The sequence below is a fragment of the Kribbella antiqua genome (genome assembly GCF_004345665.1).
Classification (GTDB): domain Bacteria; phylum Actinomycetota; class Actinomycetes; order Propionibacteriales; family Kribbellaceae; genus Kribbella; species Kribbella antiqua.
This window is the reverse complement of sequence record NZ_SLWR01000001.1, coordinates 947,530-971,018: the sequence shown is the minus strand read 5'-3', so window position 1 is coordinate 971,018 and position 23,489 is coordinate 947,530. Positions and strand designations below refer to the sequence as shown.

General features: G+C 68.0%; 27 protein-coding genes. 13 read left to right on the top strand and 14 right to left on the bottom strand.

The genetic code is table 11. The annotated features are described in order from the left end of the window. Positions 1–9 precede the first annotated feature (9 nt). Positions 10–759: an enoyl-CoA hydratase-related protein gene (locus EV646_RS04695; protein WP_132144190.1), complete on the bottom strand. Its 750-nt coding sequence runs from the start codon at positions 757–759 to the stop codon at positions 10–12. A 93-nt stretch (positions 760–852) separates the two neighbouring features. On the opposite strand from EV646_RS04695, the gene EV646_RS04690 reads away from it, so the two are divergent. Both EV646_RS04690 and EV646_RS04685 read left to right on the top strand, forming a co-directional pair. Beyond that, on the top strand, positions 853–1,146 hold the full coding sequence (locus tag EV646_RS04690; RefSeq protein ID WP_132144188.1) for an ArsR/SmtB family transcription factor: 294 nt from the start codon (positions 853–855) through the stop codon (positions 1,144–1,146). After that, positions 1,143–1,532, top strand: coding sequence for a VOC family protein (locus EV646_RS04685; RefSeq protein WP_132144186.1), 390 nt, complete (start codon positions 1,143–1,145; stop codon positions 1,530–1,532). The genes EV646_RS04690 and EV646_RS04685 overlap by 4 nt, the downstream gene beginning before the upstream one ends. On the opposite strand, the gene EV646_RS04680 is transcribed toward EV646_RS04685, so the two are convergent. Genes EV646_RS04680 through EV646_RS04670 form a run of 3 tightly spaced genes read right to left on the bottom strand, consistent with a single transcriptional unit; the run spans position 1,533 to position 4,438 of the window. Next, positions 1,533–2,762 (bottom strand): ornithine cyclodeaminase, nickel-pincer nucleotide-dependent, encoded by a 1,230-nt coding sequence (locus EV646_RS04680; protein WP_132144184.1) that lies wholly within the window; start codon positions 2,760–2,762, stop codon positions 1,533–1,535. It lies immediately after the preceding gene. Between the two features lie 46 nt (positions 2,763–2,808). Further along, positions 2,809–3,627, bottom strand: coding sequence for a hypothetical protein (locus EV646_RS04675; RefSeq protein WP_132144182.1), 819 nt, complete (start codon positions 3,625–3,627; stop codon positions 2,809–2,811). Then, positions 3,620–4,438: an alpha/beta hydrolase gene (locus EV646_RS04670; protein WP_132144180.1), complete on the bottom strand. Its 819-nt coding sequence runs from the start codon at positions 4,436–4,438 to the stop codon at positions 3,620–3,622. The genes EV646_RS04675 and EV646_RS04670 overlap by 8 nt, the downstream gene beginning before the upstream one ends. A gap of 214 nt (positions 4,439–4,652) precedes the next feature. Here EV646_RS04670 and EV646_RS04665 point away from each other — a divergent pair, with 214 nt between their 5' ends. Both EV646_RS04665 and EV646_RS04660 read left to right on the top strand, forming a co-directional pair. Continuing rightward, a complete protein-coding gene (locus EV646_RS04665) occupies positions 4,653–5,417 on the top strand; it encodes a lysophospholipid acyltransferase family protein (RefSeq protein WP_132144178.1) in 765 nt (254 codons plus the stop codon). A gap of 35 nt (positions 5,418–5,452) precedes the next feature. Continuing rightward, entirely contained in the window at positions 5,453–5,845 is a 393-nt protein-coding gene (locus EV646_RS04660; RefSeq protein ID WP_132144176.1) for a DUF2237 family protein, read from the top strand. A 61-nt stretch (positions 5,846–5,906) separates the two neighbouring features. On the opposite strand, the gene EV646_RS04655 is transcribed toward EV646_RS04660, so the two are convergent. Then, entirely contained in the window at positions 5,907–6,719 is an 813-nt protein-coding gene (locus tag EV646_RS04655) for a hypothetical protein (protein ID WP_132144174.1), read from the bottom strand. A 346-nt stretch (positions 6,720–7,065) separates the two neighbouring features. Between EV646_RS04655 and EV646_RS04650 the strand changes: the two genes are divergently transcribed. From EV646_RS04650 to EV646_RS04640, 3 genes are all read left to right on the top strand, one after another. Further along, on the top strand, positions 7,066–8,439 hold the full coding sequence (locus EV646_RS04650; RefSeq protein ID WP_132144172.1) for a class II 3-deoxy-7-phosphoheptulonate synthase: 1,374 nt from the start codon (positions 7,066–7,068) through the stop codon (positions 8,437–8,439). A gap of 34 nt (positions 8,440–8,473) precedes the next feature. Then, complete coding sequence (locus tag EV646_RS04645) at positions 8,474–9,499, top strand: threonine aldolase family protein (RefSeq protein ID WP_132144170.1); 1,026 nt, start codon at positions 8,474–8,476, stop codon at positions 9,497–9,499. A 124-nt stretch (positions 9,500–9,623) separates the two neighbouring features. Continuing rightward, complete coding sequence (locus EV646_RS04640) at positions 9,624–10,601, top strand: ribose-phosphate diphosphokinase (protein ID WP_132144168.1); 978 nt, start codon at positions 9,624–9,626, stop codon at positions 10,599–10,601. A gap of 36 nt (positions 10,602–10,637) precedes the next feature. Here EV646_RS04640 and EV646_RS04635 read toward each other — a convergent pair whose 3' ends face one another. Next, positions 10,638–11,417 (bottom strand): alpha/beta fold hydrolase, encoded by a 780-nt coding sequence (locus tag EV646_RS04635; RefSeq protein ID WP_132144166.1) that lies wholly within the window; start codon positions 11,415–11,417, stop codon positions 10,638–10,640. A gap of 71 nt (positions 11,418–11,488) precedes the next feature. On the opposite strand from EV646_RS04635, the gene EV646_RS04630 reads away from it, so the two are divergent. Then, positions 11,489–12,004 (top strand): hypothetical protein, encoded by a 516-nt coding sequence (locus EV646_RS04630; RefSeq protein WP_132144164.1) that lies wholly within the window; start codon positions 11,489–11,491, stop codon positions 12,002–12,004. On the opposite strand, the gene EV646_RS04625 is transcribed toward EV646_RS04630, so the two are convergent. Beyond that, positions 12,001–12,351 carry an SRPBCC family protein gene (locus EV646_RS04625; protein WP_132144162.1) on the bottom strand — a complete coding sequence of 117 codons (351 nt, stop codon included), beginning with the start codon at positions 12,349–12,351 and terminating at the stop codon, positions 12,001–12,003. The genes EV646_RS04630 and EV646_RS04625 overlap by 4 nt on opposite strands. Positions 12,352–12,439: 88 nt before the next feature. Here EV646_RS04625 and EV646_RS04620 point away from each other — a divergent pair, with 88 nt between their 5' ends. Continuing rightward, positions 12,440–13,507: a glycoside hydrolase family 172 protein gene (locus EV646_RS04620; RefSeq protein ID WP_132144160.1), complete on the top strand. Its 1,068-nt coding sequence runs from the start codon at positions 12,440–12,442 to the stop codon at positions 13,505–13,507. A gap of 64 nt (positions 13,508–13,571) precedes the next feature. Here the strand turns inward: EV646_RS04620 and EV646_RS04615 are convergent, their stop codons facing one another. The 5 genes from EV646_RS04615 to thiO form a co-directional block, all read right to left on the bottom strand. After that, entirely contained in the window at positions 13,572–14,741 is a 1,170-nt protein-coding gene (locus tag EV646_RS04615; RefSeq protein WP_132144158.1) for a glycoside hydrolase family 15 protein, read from the bottom strand. Positions 14,742–14,753: 12 nt separating this feature from the next. Continuing rightward, on the bottom strand, positions 14,754–15,635 hold the full coding sequence (locus EV646_RS04610) for a DMT family transporter (protein ID WP_132144156.1): 882 nt from the start codon (positions 15,633–15,635) through the stop codon (positions 14,754–14,756). A 39-nt stretch (positions 15,636–15,674) separates the two neighbouring features. Then, entirely contained in the window at positions 15,675–17,621 is a 1,947-nt protein-coding gene (gene pknB, locus EV646_RS04605; RefSeq protein WP_132144154.1) for a Stk1 family PASTA domain-containing Ser/Thr kinase, read from the bottom strand. 96 nt (positions 17,622–17,717) lie between these two features. After that, positions 17,718–18,695, bottom strand: a complete 978-nt coding sequence (locus tag EV646_RS04600) for a lytic transglycosylase domain-containing protein (protein ID WP_132144152.1) — start codon at positions 18,693–18,695, stop codon at positions 17,718–17,720. Between the two features lie 166 nt (positions 18,696–18,861). Continuing rightward, positions 18,862–20,010, bottom strand: a complete 1,149-nt coding sequence (gene thiO, locus EV646_RS04595; protein ID WP_132144150.1) for a glycine oxidase ThiO — start codon at positions 20,008–20,010, stop codon at positions 18,862–18,864. Between the two features lie 42 nt (positions 20,011–20,052). On the opposite strand from thiO, the gene thiE reads away from it, so the two are divergent. Genes thiE through EV646_RS04580 form a run of 3 tightly spaced genes read left to right on the top strand, consistent with a single transcriptional unit; the run spans position 20,053 to position 21,549 of the window. Then, a complete protein-coding gene (gene thiE / locus EV646_RS04590; RefSeq protein WP_132144148.1) occupies positions 20,053–20,700 on the top strand; it encodes a thiamine phosphate synthase in 648 nt (215 codons plus the stop codon). Then, positions 20,697–21,122: a guanyl-specific ribonuclease gene (locus tag EV646_RS04585; RefSeq protein ID WP_199236776.1), complete on the top strand. Its 426-nt coding sequence runs from the start codon at positions 20,697–20,699 to the stop codon at positions 21,120–21,122. Before thiE ends, EV646_RS04585 begins: the two co-directional genes overlap by 4 nt. Further along, complete coding sequence (locus tag EV646_RS04580; protein WP_132144147.1) at positions 21,115–21,549, top strand: barstar family protein; 435 nt, start codon at positions 21,115–21,117, stop codon at positions 21,547–21,549. The genes EV646_RS04585 and EV646_RS04580 overlap by 8 nt, the downstream gene beginning before the upstream one ends. On the opposite strand, the gene EV646_RS04575 is transcribed toward EV646_RS04580, so the two are convergent. Next, a complete protein-coding gene (locus tag EV646_RS04575; RefSeq protein WP_132144145.1) occupies positions 21,532–21,882 on the bottom strand; it encodes a DUF4180 domain-containing protein in 351 nt (116 codons plus the stop codon). The two genes, EV646_RS04580 and EV646_RS04575, sit on opposite strands and share 18 nt — an antisense overlap. A gap of 76 nt (positions 21,883–21,958) precedes the next feature. Between EV646_RS04575 and EV646_RS04570 the strand changes: the two genes are divergently transcribed. Beyond that, complete coding sequence (locus tag EV646_RS04570) at positions 21,959–22,378, top strand: helix-turn-helix domain-containing protein (protein WP_132144143.1); 420 nt, start codon at positions 21,959–21,961, stop codon at positions 22,376–22,378. On the opposite strand, the gene EV646_RS04565 is transcribed toward EV646_RS04570, so the two are convergent. Next, positions 22,375–23,445: a polyprenyl synthetase family protein gene (locus EV646_RS04565; protein ID WP_132144141.1), complete on the bottom strand. Its 1,071-nt coding sequence runs from the start codon at positions 23,443–23,445 to the stop codon at positions 22,375–22,377. The genes EV646_RS04570 and EV646_RS04565 overlap by 4 nt on opposite strands. Between the last annotated feature and the right edge of the window lie 44 nt (positions 23,446–23,489).

The window sequence follows — 23,489 nt, the reverse complement described above, 5'->3', positions numbered from 1 at the left end:
GCAAACGAATTACCCCTTGCGGCGGTTGAGGAACGCGAGCATGGCTTCCTGCGCGGCGGGGGAGCCGAAGAGGCCGGCCGACAGCTCGGCCAGGTCCTTGCCTCGGGCATCGATATCAGCGAGGAGCTCCCGGTTGAGGAGCTTCTTGGTTTCGCGCAGGCCCTGGGGAACGCCCTTCAGCAGCGACTCGAGGACGGTGTCGACCGCGTTGTCGAGGTCGTAGCCGGGGACGGCGAGGGTGATCAGGCCAAGGCGCGCCGCCTCCAACCCGTCGAACCCGTTGCCGGTGAGGAAGGTGTAGGCCGCGGCCCGGTCGGTGAGCCGGGGGAGGACCGTCAGCGAGATGGTCGCCGCCGCCAGACCCAGCCGCACCTCGGTGAGCGCGAAGGTGGAATCCGCCGCCGCGATGCTGATGTCGGCCGCCGCGACGATCCCGATCCCGCCGGCGCGCACCGGCCCGGCGACACGGGCGACGACGGGCTTGGGATTGGCGACGATCGCGCGCTGGACGTCGACCATCCGCTGCGCCCCGACACCCATCCCGACGGTCGTCGCCTCGGACAGGTCGGCGCCCGAGCAGAACACATCCAGCGCCGACCGGATCACGATCACCCGTACGGCGTCATCCGCGCCCGCGCTTTCCAGCCGCGACAGCAGTTCACCGGTGAGCTGCTGCGAGAGCGCGTTCTTGTTGTGCGGCGAGTCGAGGGTGATGGTCGCCACGCCGTTGTCCGCGACCAGATGCACGAGTTCCGTCATAGCCACATCCAACACCGCCCAGCGCCGGAAAGGCTGTAACAAGCGGCACAGTCCGGATTGACATGCAAGTGTCCACTTGCCTATTGTCGAGGTGTGGGTGGTGATGTGTTCAAGGCGCTCGCCGACCCGACCCGGCGGAAGATTCTGGACGAGTTGACCGAGCGGGACGGGCAGACGTTGTTCGAGATCTGCGCGCGGCTGGCGATGAAGTACCAGCTCGCGTCCTCGCGCCAGGCGATCTCGCAGCATCTCGACGTACTCGAGGACGTCGGGCTGGTCGAGACGCGGCGCGAGGGCCGGTACAAGTTCCATCACCTCAACACCGCACCGCTCGAGCCCATCGTCGAGCGGTGGCTCAAACCACGATCCGGGAGGGAATCCGAATGAGAATCAACCTGACCAGCGTCATGGTCGACGACCAGGCCAAGGCGCTGCGCTTCTACACCGAGGTGCTCGGCTTCCAGAAGAAGAACGACATCCCGCTCGGCGAGGCCAGTTGGCTGACCGTCGTCTCGCCCGACGAGCCGGACGGCGTCGAGTTGGTCCTCGAGCCCAGCGAGCACCCCGCCGTCAAGCCGTTCAAGGAGGCGCTCGTTCGCGACGGCATCCCGTTCACCTCGTTCGCCGTCGACGATGTGGCGAAGGAGTACGAGCGCCTGACCGAGCTCGGCGTGCGCTTCACCCAGGCGCCGACGGCGATGGGCCCGGTGACCACCGCCGTACTGGACGACACTTGCGGCAACCTGATCCAGCTCGCCCAGATGAACGAGTAGCTACTTGGTTTCCGCGTACGACGGGGAGAGTTCGCGGGCCAGGTGCTCGATGAAGAGCCCGACGTCGGTGACGATTCCGCGGGCCTGGGACGAACCGCGGTCGGCCAGCTTGGTCACCGTGGCAGGGTTGATGTCGACACAGGTCAGCGGGATCGAGGACGGCAGGATGTTGCCGGTGGCAACCGAGTGCAGCATGGTCGCCGCCATCAGGCAGTAGCCGACACCGGTCAGCTCCGCCCGCATCGCCCGCTGGCCTTCGAGTACGTCGGTATAGACGTCAGGCAGCGGCCCGTCGTCGCGGACCGAACCCACCAGCACGAACGTCTTCCCGTTCTTGACCAGCGAGTGCATCACCCCCGAGGTGAGCACGCCCTGCTCCACCGCCGCCGCGATCGACCCGGCCTTGCGGATCGTGTTGATCGCCCGGATGTGGTGCTCGTGCCCGTGCTCGACTCCGCGACCGCGGGCCAGGTCGACGCCCAGCGACGTACCGTAAAGGGACGACTCGATGTCGTGGGTGGCCAGGGCGTTGCCGGCGAAGAGGACGTCGACGAAACCGGCCTCGACCAGCGCGACCATGGCCGGCGCGGCGCCGGTGTGGACGATGCCCGGGCCGCCGACCCAGAGCACCTTCAGCCCGTTCGCCTTCGCCTCGCGCATGCCGTCCGCGACCTGTTTGACCAGCACCCGCTGCGGCTTCTCGCTCGACACCTCCGACTCCATGAAGCCGAAGGACTCCTCGGTGTGCGCGACGATCGGCGGCGTGACCTTCACGCCCTGCGCGCTGGTGATGATCCGCATCCCGATCTTCACGTCGGACATCGGGATCGTCCGCACGGTCTCGCCCTCGACCAGCAGGCCGCAGTCCATCTCCGGATTCTGTACGGCGACCCAGCGGCCGCCGAGGCGGACACTCGTCGGGAGGTTCGTGGTCGAGTAGAACCCGTCCGGGAACACGCCGTCCTGGGACACCTCGGTGATCTCCGGCGTACCGGGGTCGACCAGGTTCGCGCCCTTGGTCTGGATCCGCATCAGCAGCCGCTGCAGCGATTCCTCGTCCTCCGCACCCACTGTCATCCGGACGGTCGACGGGTCGTCCTTGTCGTAGCCGAGGTCGAACTTGTCCAGCGTGTACTCGCCGCCGTACCCGCGGATGTCGTCCAGGACACGGGACAGCAGCCCGGAGTCCATCAGATGGCCGGTGATCTCGACGGTCTCGGTGACCTGCACGGACTACCTCCCTCGGCGTTCGTCGGATTGTCCGACGATCCGAACGCTATACCACCGCGCCGTCGTCTGGCGTGTCTTCCGGGGGAAGGCGGTCCTTCATCCGGATGACGAGGGTGAGGAAGCCGCCAATGAAGCCGGCCACGGCGATGGTGGTGATCCGGCCAGTGCCGAAGTCGAGGACGGCTGCGGCGATCAGCAGCAGCGGGCCGCCGATCAGTCCGAGCCAGGCGATCCGGCTGATCCAGTCCAGCCGGGGGCCGCGCGGTGGTTCCGGCGGCACGAAGTGGTCGTGTGGGTCGTCGGCACGCTTCTTCGGCGGCTTCTCCGGCTCTTCCTCATCGTCCGTGTCGTCGATGATCAGCCCGGCCGGTACGTCGATCAGCGGTTCGTACTTGTCGTCGACGTCCTCACTGACCGGCCACCGCGGCACCGGGGTGTCGCCGCCGTCGTGGCCGGGCGCCGACGGAGCGTTGAACTGCTCGACCAACGACTGCCACTCGGCATCCTCGGTACTCCGATCGATCACCGGCCGAGCACGCTCCACGGCGTCGCTGTCCACAAAGATCTCTTCGAACCCGGTCGCGATCCGAGCCCGCGCTTCTGCCTTGGCCGGCGCGGTCTCGGGCTTCGCCGCCTGCTCGGCCGGGGTCGCCTCGGGTGAACTCTCGGTGGGCTCGTCACCCGTTTGCTCGGCCGACGTCTCCGCCTCGGCCTCGGCGACCGCCTCGACGGCCTCGTCCTCTGGCTTCTTGCAGTACGCCGCGATGCCGGCGTCGGCGAGGGCGGTGAGGACTGGTTCGGCGACGAGCGGGTCGATGCCGCCGAGCGACGTATAGGCCGCGGCGGTGAGTCCGTTGTCACGCATCGGCCGCGACCCGTCGGATGAAGGCTGCGGAGTCCGCGAAGATGCGCGGTGCGTCGTTGTCCAGAGTTGCCACGTGATAGCTGTCCTCGAGCAGGGTCTCGGTAACGTCGCGGGACGAGATCGAGGCCAGTACGGTCAGCCCCGAGCTCGGCTCCACCACGTGATCGACAGTACTGCGGAACAACAGCACCGGCTGCGTCACCTTCGCCAGATCCTCCCGGGTGACCTTCCACAGCTGCGACAGCGAGAACAGCGCCTTCAGCGGCATCCGGTCGTACGCGCCCTCGTCGACACCAGGCTTCTTGATGTCGTTCGAGATGCCCGGGAACGACGGCACCACCCGTGACAGCACCGGCAGCAGCACCGACCGCTTGTCGTCGGTCCGCACCGACGGATTGATCAGGACCAGACCGGAAATGTCCGTCCCGTGCTCCTCGGCCAGCCGCAGCGTCAGGCAGCCGCCCATCGACAGCCCGGCGACGAACACCTTGTCGTGCTCCTTGCGCAACCGCTCCAGCTCGTTGTCCAGTACGGCGTACCACTCCGGCCAGGTGGTCTTGTTCATCTCCTGCCAGCTGGTCCCGTGCCCGGGCAACCGCGGTACGGCGACGCCGTACCCCTCGGCGGCCAGATGCTCGCCGAACGGGCGCATCGACTTCGGCGAACCGGTGAAGCCGTGGCTCAGCAAGACCCCGACGGCGGCGTTCTCCCCGGTCCCGGGACTGCGGAACTCCTCCGCATGGCCTTGCACTGGCACGGTCGACTCCTCGCCGATCGGATCCTCACCAAAGACAGGCACCAATGGTCGCATCTGGGCTTCATCCAGTCTGCATCCAGGTGACAACACGATGAGCAACACCCGCATTCCTGGCGGTGACATTGCCTGAGGGGGAAGCTGGAACGTAGTGTCCTGCCGACGGTGGGCGCCAGAGCTGTCGTTACCGCCGCAACCGGCGGACACTGGTGCCTGGTGAGTGGGTGCTGACAAGGGTCGGACGTGGCCGACGAGTGACGGAGGCAAGACGATGCTGTATCTGTTCCTCAGACGGTTCTTCGTCGGACCGTTGGTGAAGCTGCTCTTCCGTCCCAAGGTCAGCGGGCTGGAGCACATCCCCGACACCGGGCCGGCGCTGCTGGTCAGCAACCACCTCGCGTTCTGCGACTCGATCTTCCTGCCGGTCGCCGTACCGCGGCAGATCGTCTTCCCGGCCAAGTCGGAGTACTTCACCGCGCCCGGCCTGAAGGGGAAGCTGATCGCCACGTTCTTCCGGTCCGTCGGCCAGATCCCGATCGACCGGTCCGGCGGCCGCGCCTCGCTGGCCGCGCTCAACACCGGCCTGGACATCCTGAAGAAGGGCGAGCTGTTCGGGATCTACCCCGAGGGCACCCGCTCGCCCGACGGCCGGCTCTACAAGGGCAAGACCGGCGTCGCCCGGATGGCGATCGTGGCCGGCGTCCCGGTCATCCCGGTCGCGATGATCGACACCGAGAAGCTGCAGCCGCCGGGCACGCTCTGGCCGAACTGGTGGCACCGCGAGAAGGGCCGCCGGCTGCCGCGGCTGATCCGCCCGGGCGTCGCCTTCGGCAAGCCGCTGGACTTCTCCCGCTACGAGGGCATGGAGCGGGACCGGTTCGTGCTGCGGTCCGTCACCGACGAGATCATGTACGCGCTGATGGAGCTGTCCGGCCAGGAGTACGTCGACATGTACGCCGACAAGGCCAAGGAGCTGATCAAGGCCGGCGAGTCCGTCGACGAGCACCTCCGCCTGGGCGACACCAAGGCGAGCTGAGTCTTTTCCCGGTGCGGCCGGGTGAGGATGTCCGCATGGACAGCGACCTGAACGTGCTCGGCGAACCGCTGGAGGAGTGCGGCACCGACCCGGTCACCGGCTTCTACCGCGACGGCTGCTGCACAAGCGGCCCGGAGGACCTCGGCAGCCACACGGTCTGCGCGGTGATGACCGCGGAGTTCCTGACCCACCAGCAGTCAGTCGGCAACGACCTCGTCACCCCCCGCCCGGAGCTCCAGTTCCCCGGCCTGAAGCCAGGCGATCGCTGGTGCGTCGTCGCCATCCGCTGGCTCCAGGCCTACCACGACGGCGCCCCGGCCCCCGTCGTACTCGCGTCCACCCACGCCCGCACCCTCGACACCATTCCGCTGTCGGTGTTACGTGAGCACGCCGTCGACGTACCGCCCGACCTCAGCTCGATCACCTGATTCCGCCCGGTCGGGGAGAATCCTGGGGGCTATAACACGGCAGGAATCTCCCCAAGCCTGGCTAGACAGCGACCGCACATGTGGCGGAGCAGGCGTGGGGGTGGCCGGACCAGCCTCGGAGACGCAGGGCAGCAGCCACCTGTGCTGCGGCCACACATGGCTGGCTGACCAGTTGGTAGCCGAACCGCAGAGTCAGTTTGCCGCCGAGTGCGGCCGCGTTGTCACGACTCATGTCGCGCCATTGCGACAACGAGTCGGAGTGGCCGGCCCGCCCGTCGAGTTCGACGACGAGTCCGTAAGGCAGGTATTCGTTGTCCCGGTAGATGACGTGCCGTTGGCCTGACTCGACCCGGACCTGGCGACTGGCGGACGGCAGGCCGTGCCGGCGCTCGACTCGCCGGACGTAGACCTGTTCGAGGAACGACTGCACGCCGTCCGCCGCGTCCAGCAGGATCCGCCGAAGCTCCCGGCGCGCGGGCAAGTTGGTGAGCGAGTCGAGTTCGGTGAGCAGACGTTCGGGAGTAGTACGGCGTTGGCGGCAGGCGTCGAGTACGACGGCAGCCCGCCGTGAGACGTCCACAGCCGAGCTCGCGCTCATCAGTAGCGCGACTTCAAGCCGAACAATCGGCGGTTCACGAAACCCGTGGAGCTGGGCCGGCAGATCCCGATGTCGTGTGACAGCAATTCCCGTACGACGCCCGACGCGGCGCACATGGGGTACGGCCAGATAGATGACATCGGATCGCCACTCGCCATCCACGCCGTACCACCGCAAAGCCGTTTGACCGGTGAGAGCGGCTTCCGGCCCGTAAGCCAGCCAAGCGGCCCACACCTTCGTCTCCCACGGCAGCGGCCCGGTGAAGTCGACATACACGCCGCCGTACACACGTTGTATCTGCCGCGCCCTGCAGCGTCGTTGCAGGACCTCGTCCGTAATCCCATGCGCGAGCGCCTGAGTCCTGGTGAACGCGCCCGCCTGCCGCCTGCGCACGTCCACAAACTCTTCGCCCCGTCCTGCCACACATTCCTCCCGTCCACCGATCCGTCGCCACAGAACATGCACCAGCCCACCCCCCGATCCCGTCCCTCTTCATGCCCTGTGGACAGGCCGGGTTGGGGAGATTTGTGGCGCGTTTTCGGGGTACGAAACTCCCCAACCCGGCGGGCGGGCGGGTGAGACGGTGGAGGGGCCGGGTGGGGGCCTGGCCTAGAGTTGGGCCATGCAATTCGCGACGTTGAGTGCGGGGGAAGTGCCGGGTGTGCCGAGCTTGGAGGAGTTGCGGGCGCTGAAGCCGCTGCAGCAGCCGGAGTGGCCGGATTCCGGTGCGCTGGACCAGGTGATCTCCGAGCTGCGGACGCTGCCGCCGCTGGTGTTCGCCGGTGAGTGCGACGACCTGACCGCGAAGATCGGGGCGGTCGCGCGCGGTGAGGCGTTCATCCTGCAGGGCGGCGACTGCGCCGAGACGTTCGGCGGGGTGACCGCGGAGAACATCCGGGCGAAGCTGCGGGTGCTGCTGCAGATGGCCGTCGTACTCCAGTACGCCGCGAGTGTGCCGGTGGTGAAGGTGGGCCGGATCGCCGGGCAGTACGCGAAGCCGCGGAGCTCCGGCGAGGAGACGCGCGACGGTGTGACGCTGCCGTCGTACCGGGGTGACGCGGTGAACGGGCTGGACTTCACTCCCGAGGCGCGGATCCCGGACCCGCAGCGCCTGCGCGGCGTCTACAACGCGGCCGCCGCGACGCTGAACCTGACCCGCGCGTTCACCACCGGTGGGTACGCCGACCTGCACCAGGTGCACGCCTGGAACACCGACTTCGTGAAGTCGTCGCCGGTGGGGCAGGAGTACGAGCAGCTGGCCACCGAGATCGAGCGCGCGCTCGCCTTCATGCGGGCCTGCGGCGCCACCTCGGACGAGTTCAGGACGGTCGACTTCTACGCGTCGCACGAGGCGCTGATCCTGGAGTACGAGCACGCCCTGACCCGGATCGACTCGCGCACCGAGCAGCCGTACGACGTCTCCGGCCACCTGCTCTGGGTGGGGGAGCGGACCCGGCAGCTGGACGGCGCGCACGTCGAGTTCCTCGCATCGCTGACCAACCCGCTCGGGGTGAAGATCGGGCCGACCACGACCCCGGAGTACATCCGCGCGCTGATCGACAAGCTCAACCCGAAGGGCATCGAGGGCCGGCTGACCTTCATCACCCGGATGGGCGCGGGCAAGATCCGCGAGGCGCTGCCGCCGCTGCTGGAGGCTGTCCGCGACCACGGCTCGCCGATCGCGTGGGTGTGCGACCCGATGCACGGCAACACCTTCGAGACGCCGAACGGGTACAAGACGCGCAACTTCGAGGACGTCATGCACGAGGTGCAGGGCTTCTTCGACGCGCACGAGCAGGTCGGGACCTGGCCGGGCGGCATGCACATCGAGCTCACCGGCGACGACGTCACCGAGTGCCTCGGCGGCGGCGAGGAACTGGTCGCGGAGGACCTGGTCAACCGCTACGAGACCGCCTGCGACCCGCGGCTCAACCGGCACCAGTCGCTCGAGCTCGCCTTCCTGGTCGCCGAGCGCCTCCGCGGCGCCAAGGCATGATCTGGGTACGGCGCGGCATGAACCGGGGCGCGGCATGATCGACCTCAGGTCGGACACCGTCACGCGGCCGTCGGCCGGGATGCTGGCGGCGATGACGTCAGCTCCGGTCGGGGACGACGTGTACGGCGAAGACCCGACGGTCAACGCGCTGGAGGAGCGGGTCGCGGCCCTGCTCGGGCACGAGGCCGGGCTCTTCACCGTGACCGGTTCGCTCGCGAATATCCTCGGCGTACGGGCGCTCGTGGCTCCTGGCGGCGAGGTGCTCTGCGAGGCCAACGCGCACATCGCCCGGGCCGAGCTCGGCGCACACGCGGCCGCGAGCGGAGTCACATCGCGCACGTGGAGCGCCCCGGCCGGCCAGATCGACCTGGAGCAGATCCGTGCATTGATCGCGCCGGACCTCGGCCCGTACTTCGTGCAGACGGCGGCCGTCTCGGTCGAGAACACCCACAACTTCGGCGGCGGCGCGATCCAGCGGTCGTACGACGCTCTGGCGGACGAACTGGACGCCCGCGGCCTCCCGCTCCACCTGGACGGCGCCCGACTGTGGAACGCCTCGGTCGCCACCGGTCGGCCCGTCGCCGCCTACGCTTCCCGCGCGGCGGCCGCGAGCGTGTGCCTGTCGAAGGGCTTGGGTGCGCCGGTGGGTTCGGTGCTGGTCGGGTCGACTGAGCTGATCCGCGAGGCGCGGGTCTGGCGGAAGCGTCTCGGCGCGGGCTGGCGGCAGGCCGGCGTACTGGCAGCTGCAGGTCTCTACGCGCTCGAGCACAACATCGAGCGCCTGGCCGAAGACCACGCCAACGCCCGGCTGATCGCCGACGTACTGGCCGACGCCGCGCCCGGGTCAGTGAAGCCCGACCAGGTCGACACGAACATCGTCGTCGCGGACCTGTCGGCCACCGGCAAGTCCGTCGCTGAGGTCGTCGAGGCCGCCCGCGCCGCCGGCGTCCTCGTCGGCGGCGTAGGAGCCACCCAACTCCGCGTAGTAACCCACCTCGACGCCTCACCCACCGACTGCCGCACCGCAGCCGAAACCCTTGCCCGACTCCTGACTCACTAAAGCGGCCGCCACTCACCAGTCGGGCGGCGTGTTTCGAGCCTGTCTCTGTCCTCGGTCGCCGTCAGGGGACCGAGGCCGGCGAGATAAGGTGCAGCTGTCGGGTCGTTGTGTTTCGGGGAGAGCCGTGCGAGAGATCGTCGTGTTCAGCGGGAGTGCCCACACTGGTTTGGCGGAGAAGATTTGCGCCGATCTCGGCGTACCGCTCTCACCGGTCGAGATCCATCGTTTCAGCAACGACTGTCTGCAGGTTCAGTTGCAGGTGAACTGCCGGCAGCGGGACGTTTACATCGTGCAGCCGCTGGTGCCGCCGACGCAGGAGCACCTGATGGAGCTGCTGCTGATGATCGACGCCGCCCGCGGCGCTTCGGCGCAGCAGATCACCGCGGTGATGCCGCACTACGCGTACGCCCGTTCCGACAAGAAGGACGCCTCTCGTATCTCGATCGGCGGTCGCCTGGTCGCGGATCTGCTGGTCGCGGCGGGCGTCGACCGGGTGCTGACCATGGCGCTGCACGCCCCGCAGGTGCACGGCTTCTTCTCCGTCCCGGTCGACCATCTGACCGCGATCGGCGTACTCGCGGACCACTTCCGCGGCAAGGATCTCGCCGACACGGTCGTGGTCAGCCCCGACCTCGGCAACGCGAAGACCGCGACGCAGTTCGCCCGGCTGCTCGGTCTTCCGGTCGCGGCCGGCAGCAAGCAGCGGCTGGCCGACGACCGCGTGGTGATCGACGCCATCGTCGGCGACGTGGCCGGCCGACGAGCGATCATCCTCGACGACGAGATCGCCACCGGCGGCTCGATCATCGAACTGCTCGACCGCCTCAAGGAGCGCGGCTGCGTGCAAGCCGCCGTCGCCTGCACCCACGGCCTGTTCGCCGGCCGAGCCGTCGAGCGACTCCGCTCACACCCGTCCGTCACCGAGGTCATCAGCACCGACACAGTCCCACGCCCGCCCGGCTTCCCCGAACTCCAGGTCAGCTCCGTCTCCACCCTCTTCGCCGAAGCCATCAAGCGCATCCACGGCGGCGAATCAGTCAGCAGCCTCTTCGACGGCGTAGACCCCACCCACGCCCCACCCCAACCCAAACTCCCGTTCTAGTTGTACTGGGACCGACCCACGCGTGCTGACAGACGCTCAGAGGAACGTGGTGAGTTCCGCGATGTACTGCGGGCGGTTGTCTCGGCGGACCGAATGGCCCGCGCCGGCGATGTGTACGGCGCGGAACTCGCCGGCCGCCGCTTGGGCGCAGCGCTCCGCGTACTCGGCGGAGATCAGCGAGCCGCGTTCGGTGTCGCCATGGATCAGCAGTACCGGGCACGTTATCTCTGCCAGCAGGTCGGTCAGCGGGGCCGCGTCCTGAAACGGCAGATCGAACAGATGTGGGTCGAGTTGCGCCTTCGACACGGCCCAGGGCTCGAGCTCGTCGTCGGGCCAGCCGGGGTCCTCGGATCGGCCCGCTGCCATCCGTGACGGCAGATCGAGTGCCCGGAGATCCTCGAGCCAACCCGGTTGGGACCAGGATCGGTCCTGTTGGTCGCCAGTCGGAGCTCCAGTCGGCGGGTCCTCCAGCACCACCGCACGGACCAGGTCGGGCCTCGACGCGGCCAGGTAGGCGGCCGACATCGCGCCCATCGAGTGGCCGACCACGACCACCCCGCCGTCACGGGGCTGGCTCGACAGCACGAGGGCGGCATCGTCGCGCTGCGCGGTGTAGCGGAGAGGTTCCTCTGGAAGCCCGGACTCGCCGTGCCCGCGCGCATCGATCGCGAGCGCCCGAATCCCGGGCATCGCGCCGAGCAGTGGTTCCCAGCACTGCGCAGAGTCGGAGAAGCCGTGCAGGAAGGCGACCTCGGCCGCCGCCTCATCGGTCCGGTACCACGCCAGATGGGCCGTCCTGCCTCGTACGCCGAACATGGTTGCGGACAATAGCGCAATCCCGCGCGCGCCCAACAGCGGATTGCGTCTCTGCGTCTATCGTCTGCGGCATGCAATCTGTGTCTCCCCGGATGCGGGCGCTGCTCGGTGCCCTTGTCTGCGTCGTGGTTGCGGTGGTCTCCGCGCTGGCGGTCGACAGCCGGCTTGATCGGCACTGGGTTGTGCGTGGGATCACCCTGCTTCTTGCGTTGTGCTGCGCCGCGCTGCTCGCCGCTGACCAGAGCCGCCGGTTCCGTCAGATCATCACCGCGGTCGGCCTGTTGATGTTCGGCGTGGTCTTCCCGGTCAGCTCGACCACCTGGGCGACGCCGCCGGAGATCGACTTCGCCCTCGCTGTCGCCACCGATGCCAAGAACGCGGCCGCGCATGACGCCCGCAGTGCCGTCACCGTCCAGGACGTCAAAGCCGCCGCCGAAGCCCGAGGCGGTGCAGTCGGTTCCAGAGGCACATCCGAAGTCCGCGGCGCCGACGCCTTCCCGCTGATCGTCCGCGCCAACCCCGCCCAAGGCCGCCCGTGGGCCTGCGTCTCCTTCACCGGCCAAGAAGCCAAAGTCCGCGCCTGCTAGCTGCCACGGGTAGCAAGTTCTTCGGCTCGGTCCAGGGGGTTCCAGGTGATCGGCTGGCCGGCGAGTTGGGCCTCGACGACCTCCAGGCCGGCTTCCCAGCCTGCGGCTGCAGGTCCGGCGGCGTCGGGGTCGGTGAGTACGTTGGTGAAGACGAGCCGGCTGCCTTCCGCCGTACTGGTGATTTCCCAGGTCAGGATCTCGCCGGCCCACTCGTACTCGAGCACGTACGGCGCTTCGTTGCGCAGAATCCGGCCGTTCGGCGCGCCAGAGGGGTCGTCGGTCATGCCGTAGCGGCGCCGCTGCTCGTCGTCCTCGGTCCCGAAAACCGTCCCACGTCGACTGTCCACGCCGTCAATATAACCAAAGAGGCATATTAGAGTCCAGGTGGCGGGCAATCGATTTCTTGTCGACCAGGGGAGACCTAGGGTCGCGGGTATGACTCTTGGGAAGTTGTGCGGAATCAGTGCGATCCTCGATGTCGAGACGCGCTCCATCAGTGCGGAGAACCCGACCGGCGAGCCCGGTCAGGGCGGCCGGCGGACCGAGGGGACCGGGGCGAACGCGGCCCGGGACCTCGGCCAAGGCTGGAAGGTGTCGCCGTCGATCGAGATCGGCGCCGGGGAGACCGCCGTACTCGCGGACATCGCCGGATCCGGCTGCATCACCCACATCTGGCTCACCACGCATGTCGACCACTGGCGCCGGCTCGTGCTGCGCTCGTACTGGGACGGCGACGAGGCGCCCGCGATCGAGACGCCGGTCGGCGACTTCTTCTGCTCCGGCTGGGGCAAGTTCGCGCAGGTCAACTCGCTCCCGGTCGCGGTGAACCCGAACGGCGGCTTCAACAGCTACTGGGAGATGCCGTTCCAGTCACAGGCCAAGCTGACGCTCGAGAACACGCACGACGAACCGGTGATCGTGTACTTCCAGGTCGACTACTGGCTGGGCGCCGTACCGGAGCAGTCGGCCTACCTGCATGCGCAGTGGCGGCGGAGCAACCCGCTACAGGCCAAAACCGTGCACACCCTGCTCGACGGCGTGGAGGGCCCGGGCCATTACGTCGGCACGTACGTCGCGTGGGGCGTCAACAGCAGCGGTTGGTGGGGCGAGGGTGAGGTGAAGTTCTACGTCGACGGCGACGACGAGTTCCCGACCATCTGCGGCACCGGTACCGAGGACTACTTCGGCGGCGCCTGGAACTTCGATGTCCCGGGCGACGGCTACACCGAGTTCAGTACGCCGTACCTCGGCATGCCGCAGGTGATCCGGCCGGACGGTTTGTATGCGAGCCAGCAGCGGTTCGGCATGTACCGCTTCCACCTGCCCGACCCGATCCGCTTCCGCGAGAAGCTGCGAGTCGACGTACAAGCCCTCGGCTGGCGCTCGGGCGGCCGCTACCTCCCGCTCCAGGACGACATCGCCTCAACGGCCTTCTTCTACTCAGCCAAAACCAGCACGACCCGACCCGATGCCCCAAGCAACGAGTCCATGGAGATCTGCTGACCCACTCCGGCCACTCCACATCCGCTGAGGCTCGCACGGTGGCTTCACTCGGCGGGAGGTCGGGTCAGGGGATGGGGAGGGGGGTTTGGAGGGCGGCGTGGGTGAGGATGACCAGGGCTGAGGTCCAGGCGAGGGGGGCTTCGCCGGCGGGTTGGAGGTCGCGGTTGACCTTTTCGGGGAGGGCGCCGGTGCTGGTGCGGTAGTGGTTCAGCCAGGTGAGGAGGCTGGAGGCGGTGGCGCGGTCGCCGCGGGCGGCGGCGCTGAGGGCGAAGAGGGCGGTTTGTGGGGTCCAGGAGACGCCGTCGGTGCGCCAGTCCTCGCCGGGGGTGACACCGCCGTTCGGCTGGGTCAGGGCGGCGCGAGCGTTGTCGATCGCGTGGTCGACGTCGTCGCGGGGCGGAGCAAAGGGCGGGCCGAGAACCGTGACGATCGCATCGGCGCCGCCACCCAGGCCGATCGGCTCGAGCCCTGGTTCGAGGAAGCTCACCGCACGCGCCGGCGTCCGCGGAAAGTCCGGGCCGAACGACCGATCCGTTGCTGAGGACAACTTGTTCAGCGCGTCCTGCCATCGTGCGGCCTCGGCCGGACGATCGAGGTCATGAGCGATCGCGACGGCAGCTCGCAGACCGGTCAGCAGGGGAGCGATGGTGCCCAACGTCACCACACGTTCCGGCCGTTCCCAATAGTCGGGTGATCGTGCCGGGAGACCGTTGGGCCCGAGTTCGGCAACGATCTGGTCGGCGGATTCGCGGACCATTTCCCAGTATCTGCTCCCCGCATGGCAGAACCAGGTTGCCCAGAGCACCCATCCGGATCCGTCCAGCTGCGGCTCGCGTCCGTCCCGAACCAGCAAACCGTCGGACGAATAGCGTGCTTCCCATCGACCGCTGGAAGGCCTTATTTTGTTGAGGAAATCCAGCACGCGGCCGGCTTCGTCGAATTGACCGAGAGAGCAGCGCGCCGCAGCGACGAAGGACGCGTCGCGCGGCCAGACGAATCGCCACGGGCCGTCCGGGCCGGCCAGCGTCGCGCCGTTCGGGAGAGTCAACGCGTCGAGGTCCAGGACCGCTTGCCCGGCCAGGTCGTCCCCGCGTGAGACATTGCCGGGGGCAACGAGCAGCGGCTGCGGGTTGCGGGCCAGGTTGTTCGCCGTACCGGCCGCCAGAACCGCCAGCAGGACGGCGATCACGACGGCCGGGAACCGCCGGACCCGCCGTGCGCTGTCGTCCCGCATCTGCCGACCCTCCTACTGTGCGAGGTGCTGGACCTCGGCCTCGAACTTACGCCGCGGCGCCAGTTCGACCAGATACATCGCGGACAGCACCAGCGCCCCACCCACCAGCATCCGCCACGTCACGCTCTCGGAGCCGAACAGTACGGCGAACGCCGACGCGAACACCGGCTCCATCGTCATCGCGATCGCCGCCCGGGTCGGGGTGAGATGCGCCTGTGCCCAGGTCTGCACGATCAGGGCGAGCGCGCCCGAGACCAGTGCCATGTAGAAAACGCTGACCCAGTCGCCGCCGGTGCCCGGTATCGAGAAGCCGCCGGGGATCGCGCCGATCGCGCAGACCGCCGTGATGGTGATCATCTGCAACGACGAGAGGCCGAACGCGTTGGCCGAGGTCGACCAGGCGCCGAGGCCGATGATGTGCAACGCGTACAGGCCCGCCGAGGCGAGGGTGAGAAGTTCTCCCGGACCCATGCTGACGCCGCGCAGGGAGAGTACGCCGAGGCCGACGGTGGCGAGGATCACAGCCACCCAGGCCCAGCGGCCGATCTTGTGCCGGAGGATGACCGCGGCCAGCAGTGGCGTGAAGACGACGTACATGCCGGTGACGAAGCCGGAAACGCTCGCGGCGGTGTGCCGCAGGCCTTCGGTCTGCAGGAGCTGGGCGATGCCGTAGGTGATGCCGAGGGCAACGGCCCGGCCGCGGTCGAGCCGGCTCAGCCGGGCGATGGCCGGCGGGTGGACCAGGACGAGCGCGACCGAGGCGATCAGGAATCGCAACGCCAGGTAGTCGGCGACATCCATCCTGGTGAGCAGGTCCTTGGTCAGGAAGAACGTGGATCCCCATGCCGCCGCGACCGCGAGCAGGGCAACGACGGCAAGGCGCGGGTGATTCACGCGGCACAGCTAACCAGAAGCCTTGTCCTGCGGACAAAATCAGAGCACGGTGACGACGACCGTGGTGCCGGGCTGGGCCATCTTGCCGGACCCCGGGTTCTGGGCCGCGACGATGTTGAGGCCGAGGTTGAACGGCGCCTTCTCGACCCGCACCTTGAAGCCTGCTTCGGTGAGGATCTGCTGGGCCTCGTCGAGGGTCTTGCGTTTCACGTTCGGGACCTCACGCAGCGCCGGGCCCTTCGACACCACCAGCTGCACCTTGTCCTTGGCGAACAACGTGCCGGTGTTGGGGGTCTGGCTGATCACCTTGCCCTCGGCGATCTTCTCGTCGTACTGGTCCGTGCGGCCGACCACGAAGCCGAGATTACGCAGGGCCTCGCGTGCCTGGCGGTAGGTCTTGCCGGTCACGTCCGGGACCGCGATCGGCTTCTTTCCCTTGCTGACGGCGAAGTTGACCGCCGTACCGGGCTTCACAACTGCGTCGAACTTCGGGCTGAACGCGATCACCCGCCCAGCCGGCACGGTCTCGCTGTACTGCTCGTTGATCTGGCCGGTGATCAGCTTGATCGAGTCCAGCGCCCGCTTGGCGGCCTCGAGTTCCAGACCGGCCAGTTGCGGCACCCGATAGCGCTCAGGGCCCTTGGAAACGGTCAGATTGATCTCACCGTTCTTCCGGATCCGGTCTCCCGCAGAAGGGTCGGTCGCCATGACCTGCCCCTTCGGCACGTCCTCGGAGAAGTCCTGGTTGGCCAGGTTGGTCCGCAGCCCGGCCTTCTCAGCCTCCGCCGTTGCGTCCGCCGGCACCATCTTCACCAGGCTCGGCGTGGTGGTGTAGCGGTGGATGCCGTAGTACCAGGCCGCCGTACCGACGCCGATGGCAGCAGCCAGGACGAGGATCAGCGCGACCAGCCCGCGGCCCCTACGCTGGGGTGGCGCCTGCACCCGCGTCGCCGGTGCACCGGTCGGGCGCCCGTGTTCCACCGGTACGACGATCGTGTCGTGACGCAGCACGGCGTCTTCCGGGTCACCGCGCGTATAGCCGTCGTCGTACCCGCTGTCCTGGCGGATCTGCTGGATCGGAACGGTCAAGTCGCCAGTGAGCTCCGGGTCGTCCGGCAGCCCCTCCTCGAGCGCACTGCGCACCCGGTGGACCTGCCGGCTCAGCACCCGCGCATCCGCCGGCCGCAGGTCCCGGTCCCGAGCGGTCGCGCGCTGCACGAGTGCATCGACGTACGGCGGGATCGTCGGCTGCTCCAGCGACGGCGCCGGTACGTCGGCATGCACGTGTGCGTAGGCGACCTGGATCGGGGTGTCACCGGAGTGTGGCTTGTTCCCGGTCAGCATCTCGTACAGGAGGATGCCGGACGAGTACACGTCCGACCGGGCGTCCGCACTGCCGTCGGTGACCAGCTCAGGCGCCAGGTAGGACACCGTGCCCATCAGCAGACCCTGGGTCGCGGTGTTGCCGGTCGCACTGACCGCCCGGGCCAGACCGAAGTCCGCGACCTTCACCGCGCCGTTGTCGGAGATGAGCACGTTCTCCGGCTTGATGTCGCGGTGGACGATGCCAGCGTCGTGGGCCGCGGAGAGCGCGGACAGGATCGGCGCCAGCAGATCCAGCGCCCGGGCGGGGGAGAGCGGCGCCTGCTGCCGGATCACGTCCCGCAGCGTGCGGCCGGGCACGTACTCCATCGCCAGGAACAGCGTGCCGTTGTCGTCGCCCTGGTCGAAGACGGCCACCACGTTCGGGTGCGAGAGCCGCGCGGCGGCCCGGGCCTCGGCCACGAACCGGCGGGCGAACTGGGCGTCGTCGCCGAGCCCGTCGTGCATCACCTTGAGTGCGACGACGCGGTCCAGCCGCATGTCGAGGGCCTTGTAGACAGTGGCCATGCCGCCCTTGGCGACGCGTGCGCCCACGCGGTACCGTCCGTCGAGCACTCGCCCGACGAGGCGGTCGCTGACCTGCGTGTCCACGTCGTCCGTCACTTGCGGTGAGCCGCCTCTCGAAGCCGTCCTGCACTGAGAGTGTAGATAAGGGCTCAGTGCGACCGCGCCAGGCTCACCGCAGTCGGTGAGGCCTGCTCACTTGAGCGGGCTCCAGCCACGCTCCAGCTGCGCCTTGATCCGCAGTATGTTCTTCACGTAGAGCTTGGTGTCCGGGTACATCCCGTTGCGCTTCACACCGCCCAGGCCCTGGTAGTAGCCCGCTACAGCGGTCTGGAGCTCGGCGGCGCTGGTGAGCCGGTCCAGCAGCACCACACCGGCGGTGACGTTGTCCCGTGGCTTCAGCAGATCCAGATCGCGTCCGACGACGCTGGAGGCGAACCGGCCGGTCGACGGGATCACCTGCATCGCACCGACCGCGTTGGCGGGGGAGACCACCCGCTGCTTCCAGCCGGACTCCTGCCAGCTCACCGCGAGGGCCAGCTCCGGGTCGACGCCGTAATGCTTGGAGGTGGCGATGATGAGGTTGCGCATTTGTGCACGGGTAGGCAGCTTGCGGCTCTTCAGGATCGCGCGGTTCTGGTCCGCCTTGGCGACGACGTGGTCGGGGTAGGTGCGGCCGGCGAAGCTGTTGTTCTTCTTGGCCGGCGCCTTCGGCTTCGGCTTGGGCTTCGGGTGGAGCTTGACCGGCACCTGCAGCGGCTTGCCGGCGTAGATATGGTCGGTGGCACGGAGCCCGTTCGCCGCCAGCAGGTTCGCCTGTGAGCACTTGAAGCGCTTGGCGATCTTGGAGATCGTGTCGCCCTTTTTGACGATGTAGGTAACCCGGCCGAGCTGGGAGCGCTTGGTCGTCTGCTTGCCGCCTGGGACCTTCAGCGTCTCGCCGGCATAGATCGTGTTGCCGTTGCCGGGCAGGTTGTTCAGCGCGACCAGATTCCGCACGGTGGTGCCGTACTGGGTCGCGATCCGGCTCAGCGTGTCGCCGTTCTTCACCTTGTACTGGCCGAAGCCAGGCGAGCCGGCCGTGATGACGGCGGCGGTCAGAACCGGTACGGCGAGTCCGGTCAGAACCCGTACTACGGTCCGGCGTCGACTGGAGGTGCAGGCGTCATCCATCGATTCATCTCCCCGTGTGAACGTCTTTTGACCGTAAGTGCAGATACGGATGTGACAACAGGGGCTTATGGGGTGCTTGTTACGCCTGTAACTCAATGTTTACAATTTAAGGCTGAACTACAGGCATGTAGTTCACAAGCATTGATTGCTGACGGCAACCGATGTACTACAGAGTGGAATGGGCGAACCTGCTGCCCAGGAAGGGAACTCCGAGCTCCGGTACGACGCCGGTCCGGATGGTGTCGGCGATGATCCGCGCGGTGATCGGTGTGAGCAGCACGCCGTTGCGATAGTGACCAGTTGCCCAAAGCAACCCTTCGAGCCCGGACGGTCCGAGGATCGGCGCGTTGTCCGGCGTGGCCGGCCGCAACCCGGCGATCGACTCGACCAGCTCCAGCTCGTCGGTAATCGGCAGTACGGTCCGCGCGTCCCGCAACAGCGTGAACACGCCACCTGCAAGCACTCTGGTGTCGTAGCCGAGCTCCGAGCTGGTGGCGCCCACGACAAGCTCACCACCCGGCCGTGGTACGAGGTAGACGGAGAAGCCTCGCGCAGTCGCCCGCACCGTGTGCTGCAACGCCGGCCGGTAAGCCTCGGGCACACGCAGCCGAAGCACCTCACCCTTCACAGGACGCACAGGCGGCCGCAGCTCCTGCGGCACGCCCTCCAACTGCCCAGACCACGGCCCTGCTGCACCAACTACGTGCGCAGCCCGCACCGTGTCCCCGTTCTCCAGTTGTACGCCGACAGCCGTCGTACCGGAGGTGAGGATGCGGGAGACGCGCTGGCGGATCAGGGTGACCTTGGACAGCTCCACAGCGCGGAGGAGTGCGGTCACTGCCTGCCTGTTGTCGACGGAGTGGTCGCCGGGAACCCAGACACCTCCGGAGACGCCTGTGGCGAGGAGCGGTTCGCGTTTGCGGGCGTCGCGACCGGACAGCACCTCGACTTCCAAGCCGAGACGGCGCTGGTAGTCGGCGAGGCGACGGAGGGCGGCCGCGTCGTCGACGTCGTACGCGACTGACAGCGTCCCGGTCTGGTGGAGGCCGGCGGGCACTCCGGTGAGTTCCTCCAGCTCTGCTGCGAAGGAGGGCCACGCGGCGACACTGGCGAGGTTGAGGGCGAGCAGGTCGTCTTCGCCGTACTCGACCTCAGTGACCGGGGCGAGCATGCCGGCTGCGACCGCGGAGGTCTGGGTGCCAGGGGTCGGGTCGCATACCGTCACCTGGATACCGTCTGCAGCCAGCCGCCAGGCAATCGAAAGACCGATCAGCCCGGCGCCGACCACCACCACATCGGACGTGTGCTCAGGCATGCCGTCAGCCTACGTCCAGCGAAGCATGGCAGGCTTGGCGGTGTGACTGAGCACACCGAGCAGCTGGAAGACGCCCGTCTGTATCTATGCACTGATGCAAGGGAGAAGCAGGGCGACCTCGAGCAGTTGCTGGATGCTGCTCTGGGCGGTGGCGTGGACATCGTGCAGCTGCGGCAGAAGGAGATGGAGGCCGCGGACGAGCTGGCGGCGCTGGAGGTGTTCGCGGACGCCTGCAAGCGGCACGGCAAGCTGCTGGCGGTCAACGACCGTGCGGACATCGCGTTCGTCGCGGGAGCCGACGTACTGCACCTGGGCCAGCGGGACCTGCCAGTGCACGCAGCACGGGCTATCACCGGCCCAATGCCGATCATCGGCCGCTCCACGCACACGTTCAGCCAGGTGAACGCAGCAGTCACAGAGCAGGGCTCCGACTACTTCTGCGTCGGTCCGACCTGGGAGACGCCCACCAAGCCGGGCCGCCAGGCTGCGGGCCTCGAGCTCGTCTCGTACGCCGCCAGCCGGCCGCAGTCGAAGCCGTGGTTCGCCATCGGTGGCATCGACCTCGAGCGGCTGGACCAGGTCGTCGAAGCCGGAGCCACCCGCGTGGTCGTCGTACGGGCTATCACTGAGGCGGATGACCCGGCGGCCGCAGCGGCTGAGTTCAGTAGGCGGCTGCGGGGTGCTGGGTGATCAACAACCCGAAGGCCGCGCGGATCATCGCAGCAGTCGTGATCGCGATGCTGGTGATCACGCTGGCGGCCTCGCTGTTCGGATGCAGCGCGGCCAAGCCGAACAGTACTGATCCGGAGAGCGGCCTCACGATCGTGGCGGTGGCTGACCTGCCGAGTGAGGCGCAGCAGACGCTGAAGCTGATCGATCAGGGTGGTCCGTTCCCGTACAGCCGGGACGGTGTGGTGTTCGGCAACTTCGAGAAGATCCTGCCGAAGCAGGACCGCGGGTACTACCACGAGTACACCGTGAAGACGCCGGGCGAGAGCAATCGCGGCGCCCGGCGGATCGTGACCGGCAAGAATGGCGAGCGTTACTACACTGACGATCACTACAAGTCGTTCCGCCGGATCGCGGCGGACGGGGGTGCGACGGATGACTGACCTGCCCACGCTGCTGACCGAGGGCCTGCGCCCCGGCGTCTACCGCTGGCAGTCGGACCTGACTCCGGACGACGTACGACGTGATGTCGCCGACGCCGGCTGGGACTTCGTTCTGCTCGACACCACAGAGATCCACGACAAGACCGGCTTCCTGGACCTGTGTGCGACCGCCTTCGACCTGCCGCGCTGGTTCGGGCGCAACTGGGACGCGCTGGCCGACTCGCTGAGCGACCGCTCCACCGGTGAGCCCGAAATCGTCCTCTGGGAAGGGCTGCACCACCTGCTCGATCACGACCACGACACCGTCGACGTGGCGCTGCAGATCCTCGCCGAGGACACCACCAACTCCGGCCAGCTCCGCGTCCTCATCCGTGAACGCAGCGAGGCCGATACGCCGGACCTGCTCAGCTCACTGCCGGTCCTGTAGCCGCTCGGCCAGCGCGTCCAGGTCGGTGACGAACCACAGCGACCGTCCCCGGTTACTCTCCCGTACCCAGTCGCGCAGCGGCTTGCTGCCCGCCAGCTTCTCCGCGATGTCACCCACCACGGCCAGCCCCATCCGGTAGTTGACAAACTTCTGCGCGATCGCACCCGCGCGCCCGGTCCGCAGCTCGAAGAAATCGTCCCCCAGCTGCTCGGCGTCGACCGCGACCCACTCGGCCTGGTGCCCGTAGTGCGCGTCCGCGATGAGCTGCACGGCATCGCCGTCGTCCTGCACGCGGGCGTCACTCACGTACACCCGCACCCCTTCAACGTTCATGCACCAAAACTACCTTAAATATCCCTATCTGGCGATTTATAGGGAATTCTAAGGAATCGCACGTAGTCTAGGTGGCATGCCTCAGGAGCTGTACTCGGTCGAGCAGGTGGCGAACCGGCTCGGTCTGCATGTCCGCACGATCCGGAACTACGTGCGCGACGGCCGGCTGAAGGCGGTCCGGATCGGCAAGCAGTACCGGATCGCCCGCGAGGACCTGGAGGCATTCACCGGCACCAGCGCGGCCGCGCTCGAGGTGGACGAGACGGCCCGGAACGTGGAGGCGTCGAGCATCGTGCACATCGACGCGATCGACCGGGCCGGCGCGGACCGGATCAGCACGCACGTGATCGGTTCGCTCAATCAGAGCGGCGTCGGCCGGCTCCGGGTCGAGACCGTGTACGACGAGGATCGCGCCGTACTGAAGGTGATCATCCTCGGCGATCTGGCGCCGACGGCTGAGCTGCTCCGGCTGATCAACCTGATGACGTCGCCTTAGAGCTGGCGAGACGTCGCCGCGATCGCCAGATCCGCCAGAGCCTTGCGGGCCGTGCCATCAGCCAGGGGAGCGCGGTCGAGGGCGGCCAGGGCGTCCTCGGTGCGGTCGGTGATCAGGTCCTCGCAGGCCTGTACGGCGCGTGAGTCCTGCAGGATCTCGCGCAACAACTGGATCTCGTCGTCATCCAGATCGGGCCGCCCGAACAGCCGGTCGAACTCGGCCAGCTGCACCTCCGATGCGTGGTCGACGGCGTACGCGATCAGCACCGTCCGCTTGCCTTCACGCAGATCGTCACCCGCCGGCTTCCCGGTCAGCGCCGGGTCGCCGAACACCCCGAGCAGGTCGTCGCGCAACTGGAACGCCTCACCCAAAGGCAGTCCGTACGCCGACAACGCCTCGATCAGACGCTGATCCCCACCACCCAGCGCCGCCCCGACGTGCAGTGGCCGCTCGACCGTGTACGTCGCCGACTTGTACCGCAGGACCCGCAAGGCCTGATCCATGTCCGACTCGCCGCTGGCCTGGGCGACCAGGTCCAAGTACTGCCCGGCCGTCACCTCGACTCGTACGGCGTCGAAGAACCTTGCCGCGCGGGCCAGCGCGGCAGCGTCGAAGCCCGACGTGTGCAGCATCTCGTCTGCCCAGATCAGGCACAGATCGCCGAGCAGGATGGCCGCTCCGATGCCGAAGCGCTCCGCATCGCCGCCGACCCCGGAAGTCTGCGACCGGGCTCGCTGCAGGGCCTCGAAGCGCCGATGCGCGGCCGGTGCACCCCGTCGTACGTCGGAGGAATCCATCACGTCGTCGTGTACCAGCGCGCTGACGTGCAGCATCTCCAGGCTGGCCGCGGCCTTCAGGATCGGCTGTGCCGGATCACCGCCGGCGGCCCGGAAACCCCAATAGCAGAAGGAAGGCCGCAGTCGCTTGCCGCCGCTGGTCGCGTCCCGCGCGGCCTGCACCTGCTCGGCCAGCTCCGGCCCGATCGCCTCGAGTCGCTGTTGCTGCAGATCCAGGAAGCCGGTCAGCGCCCGCTGTACCTCGGCCGGGATGTCCACGTCGCCATACACGCCTCGGAGCGTAACCGGTGGGCGCGCGTGCACCGACGGCCCGG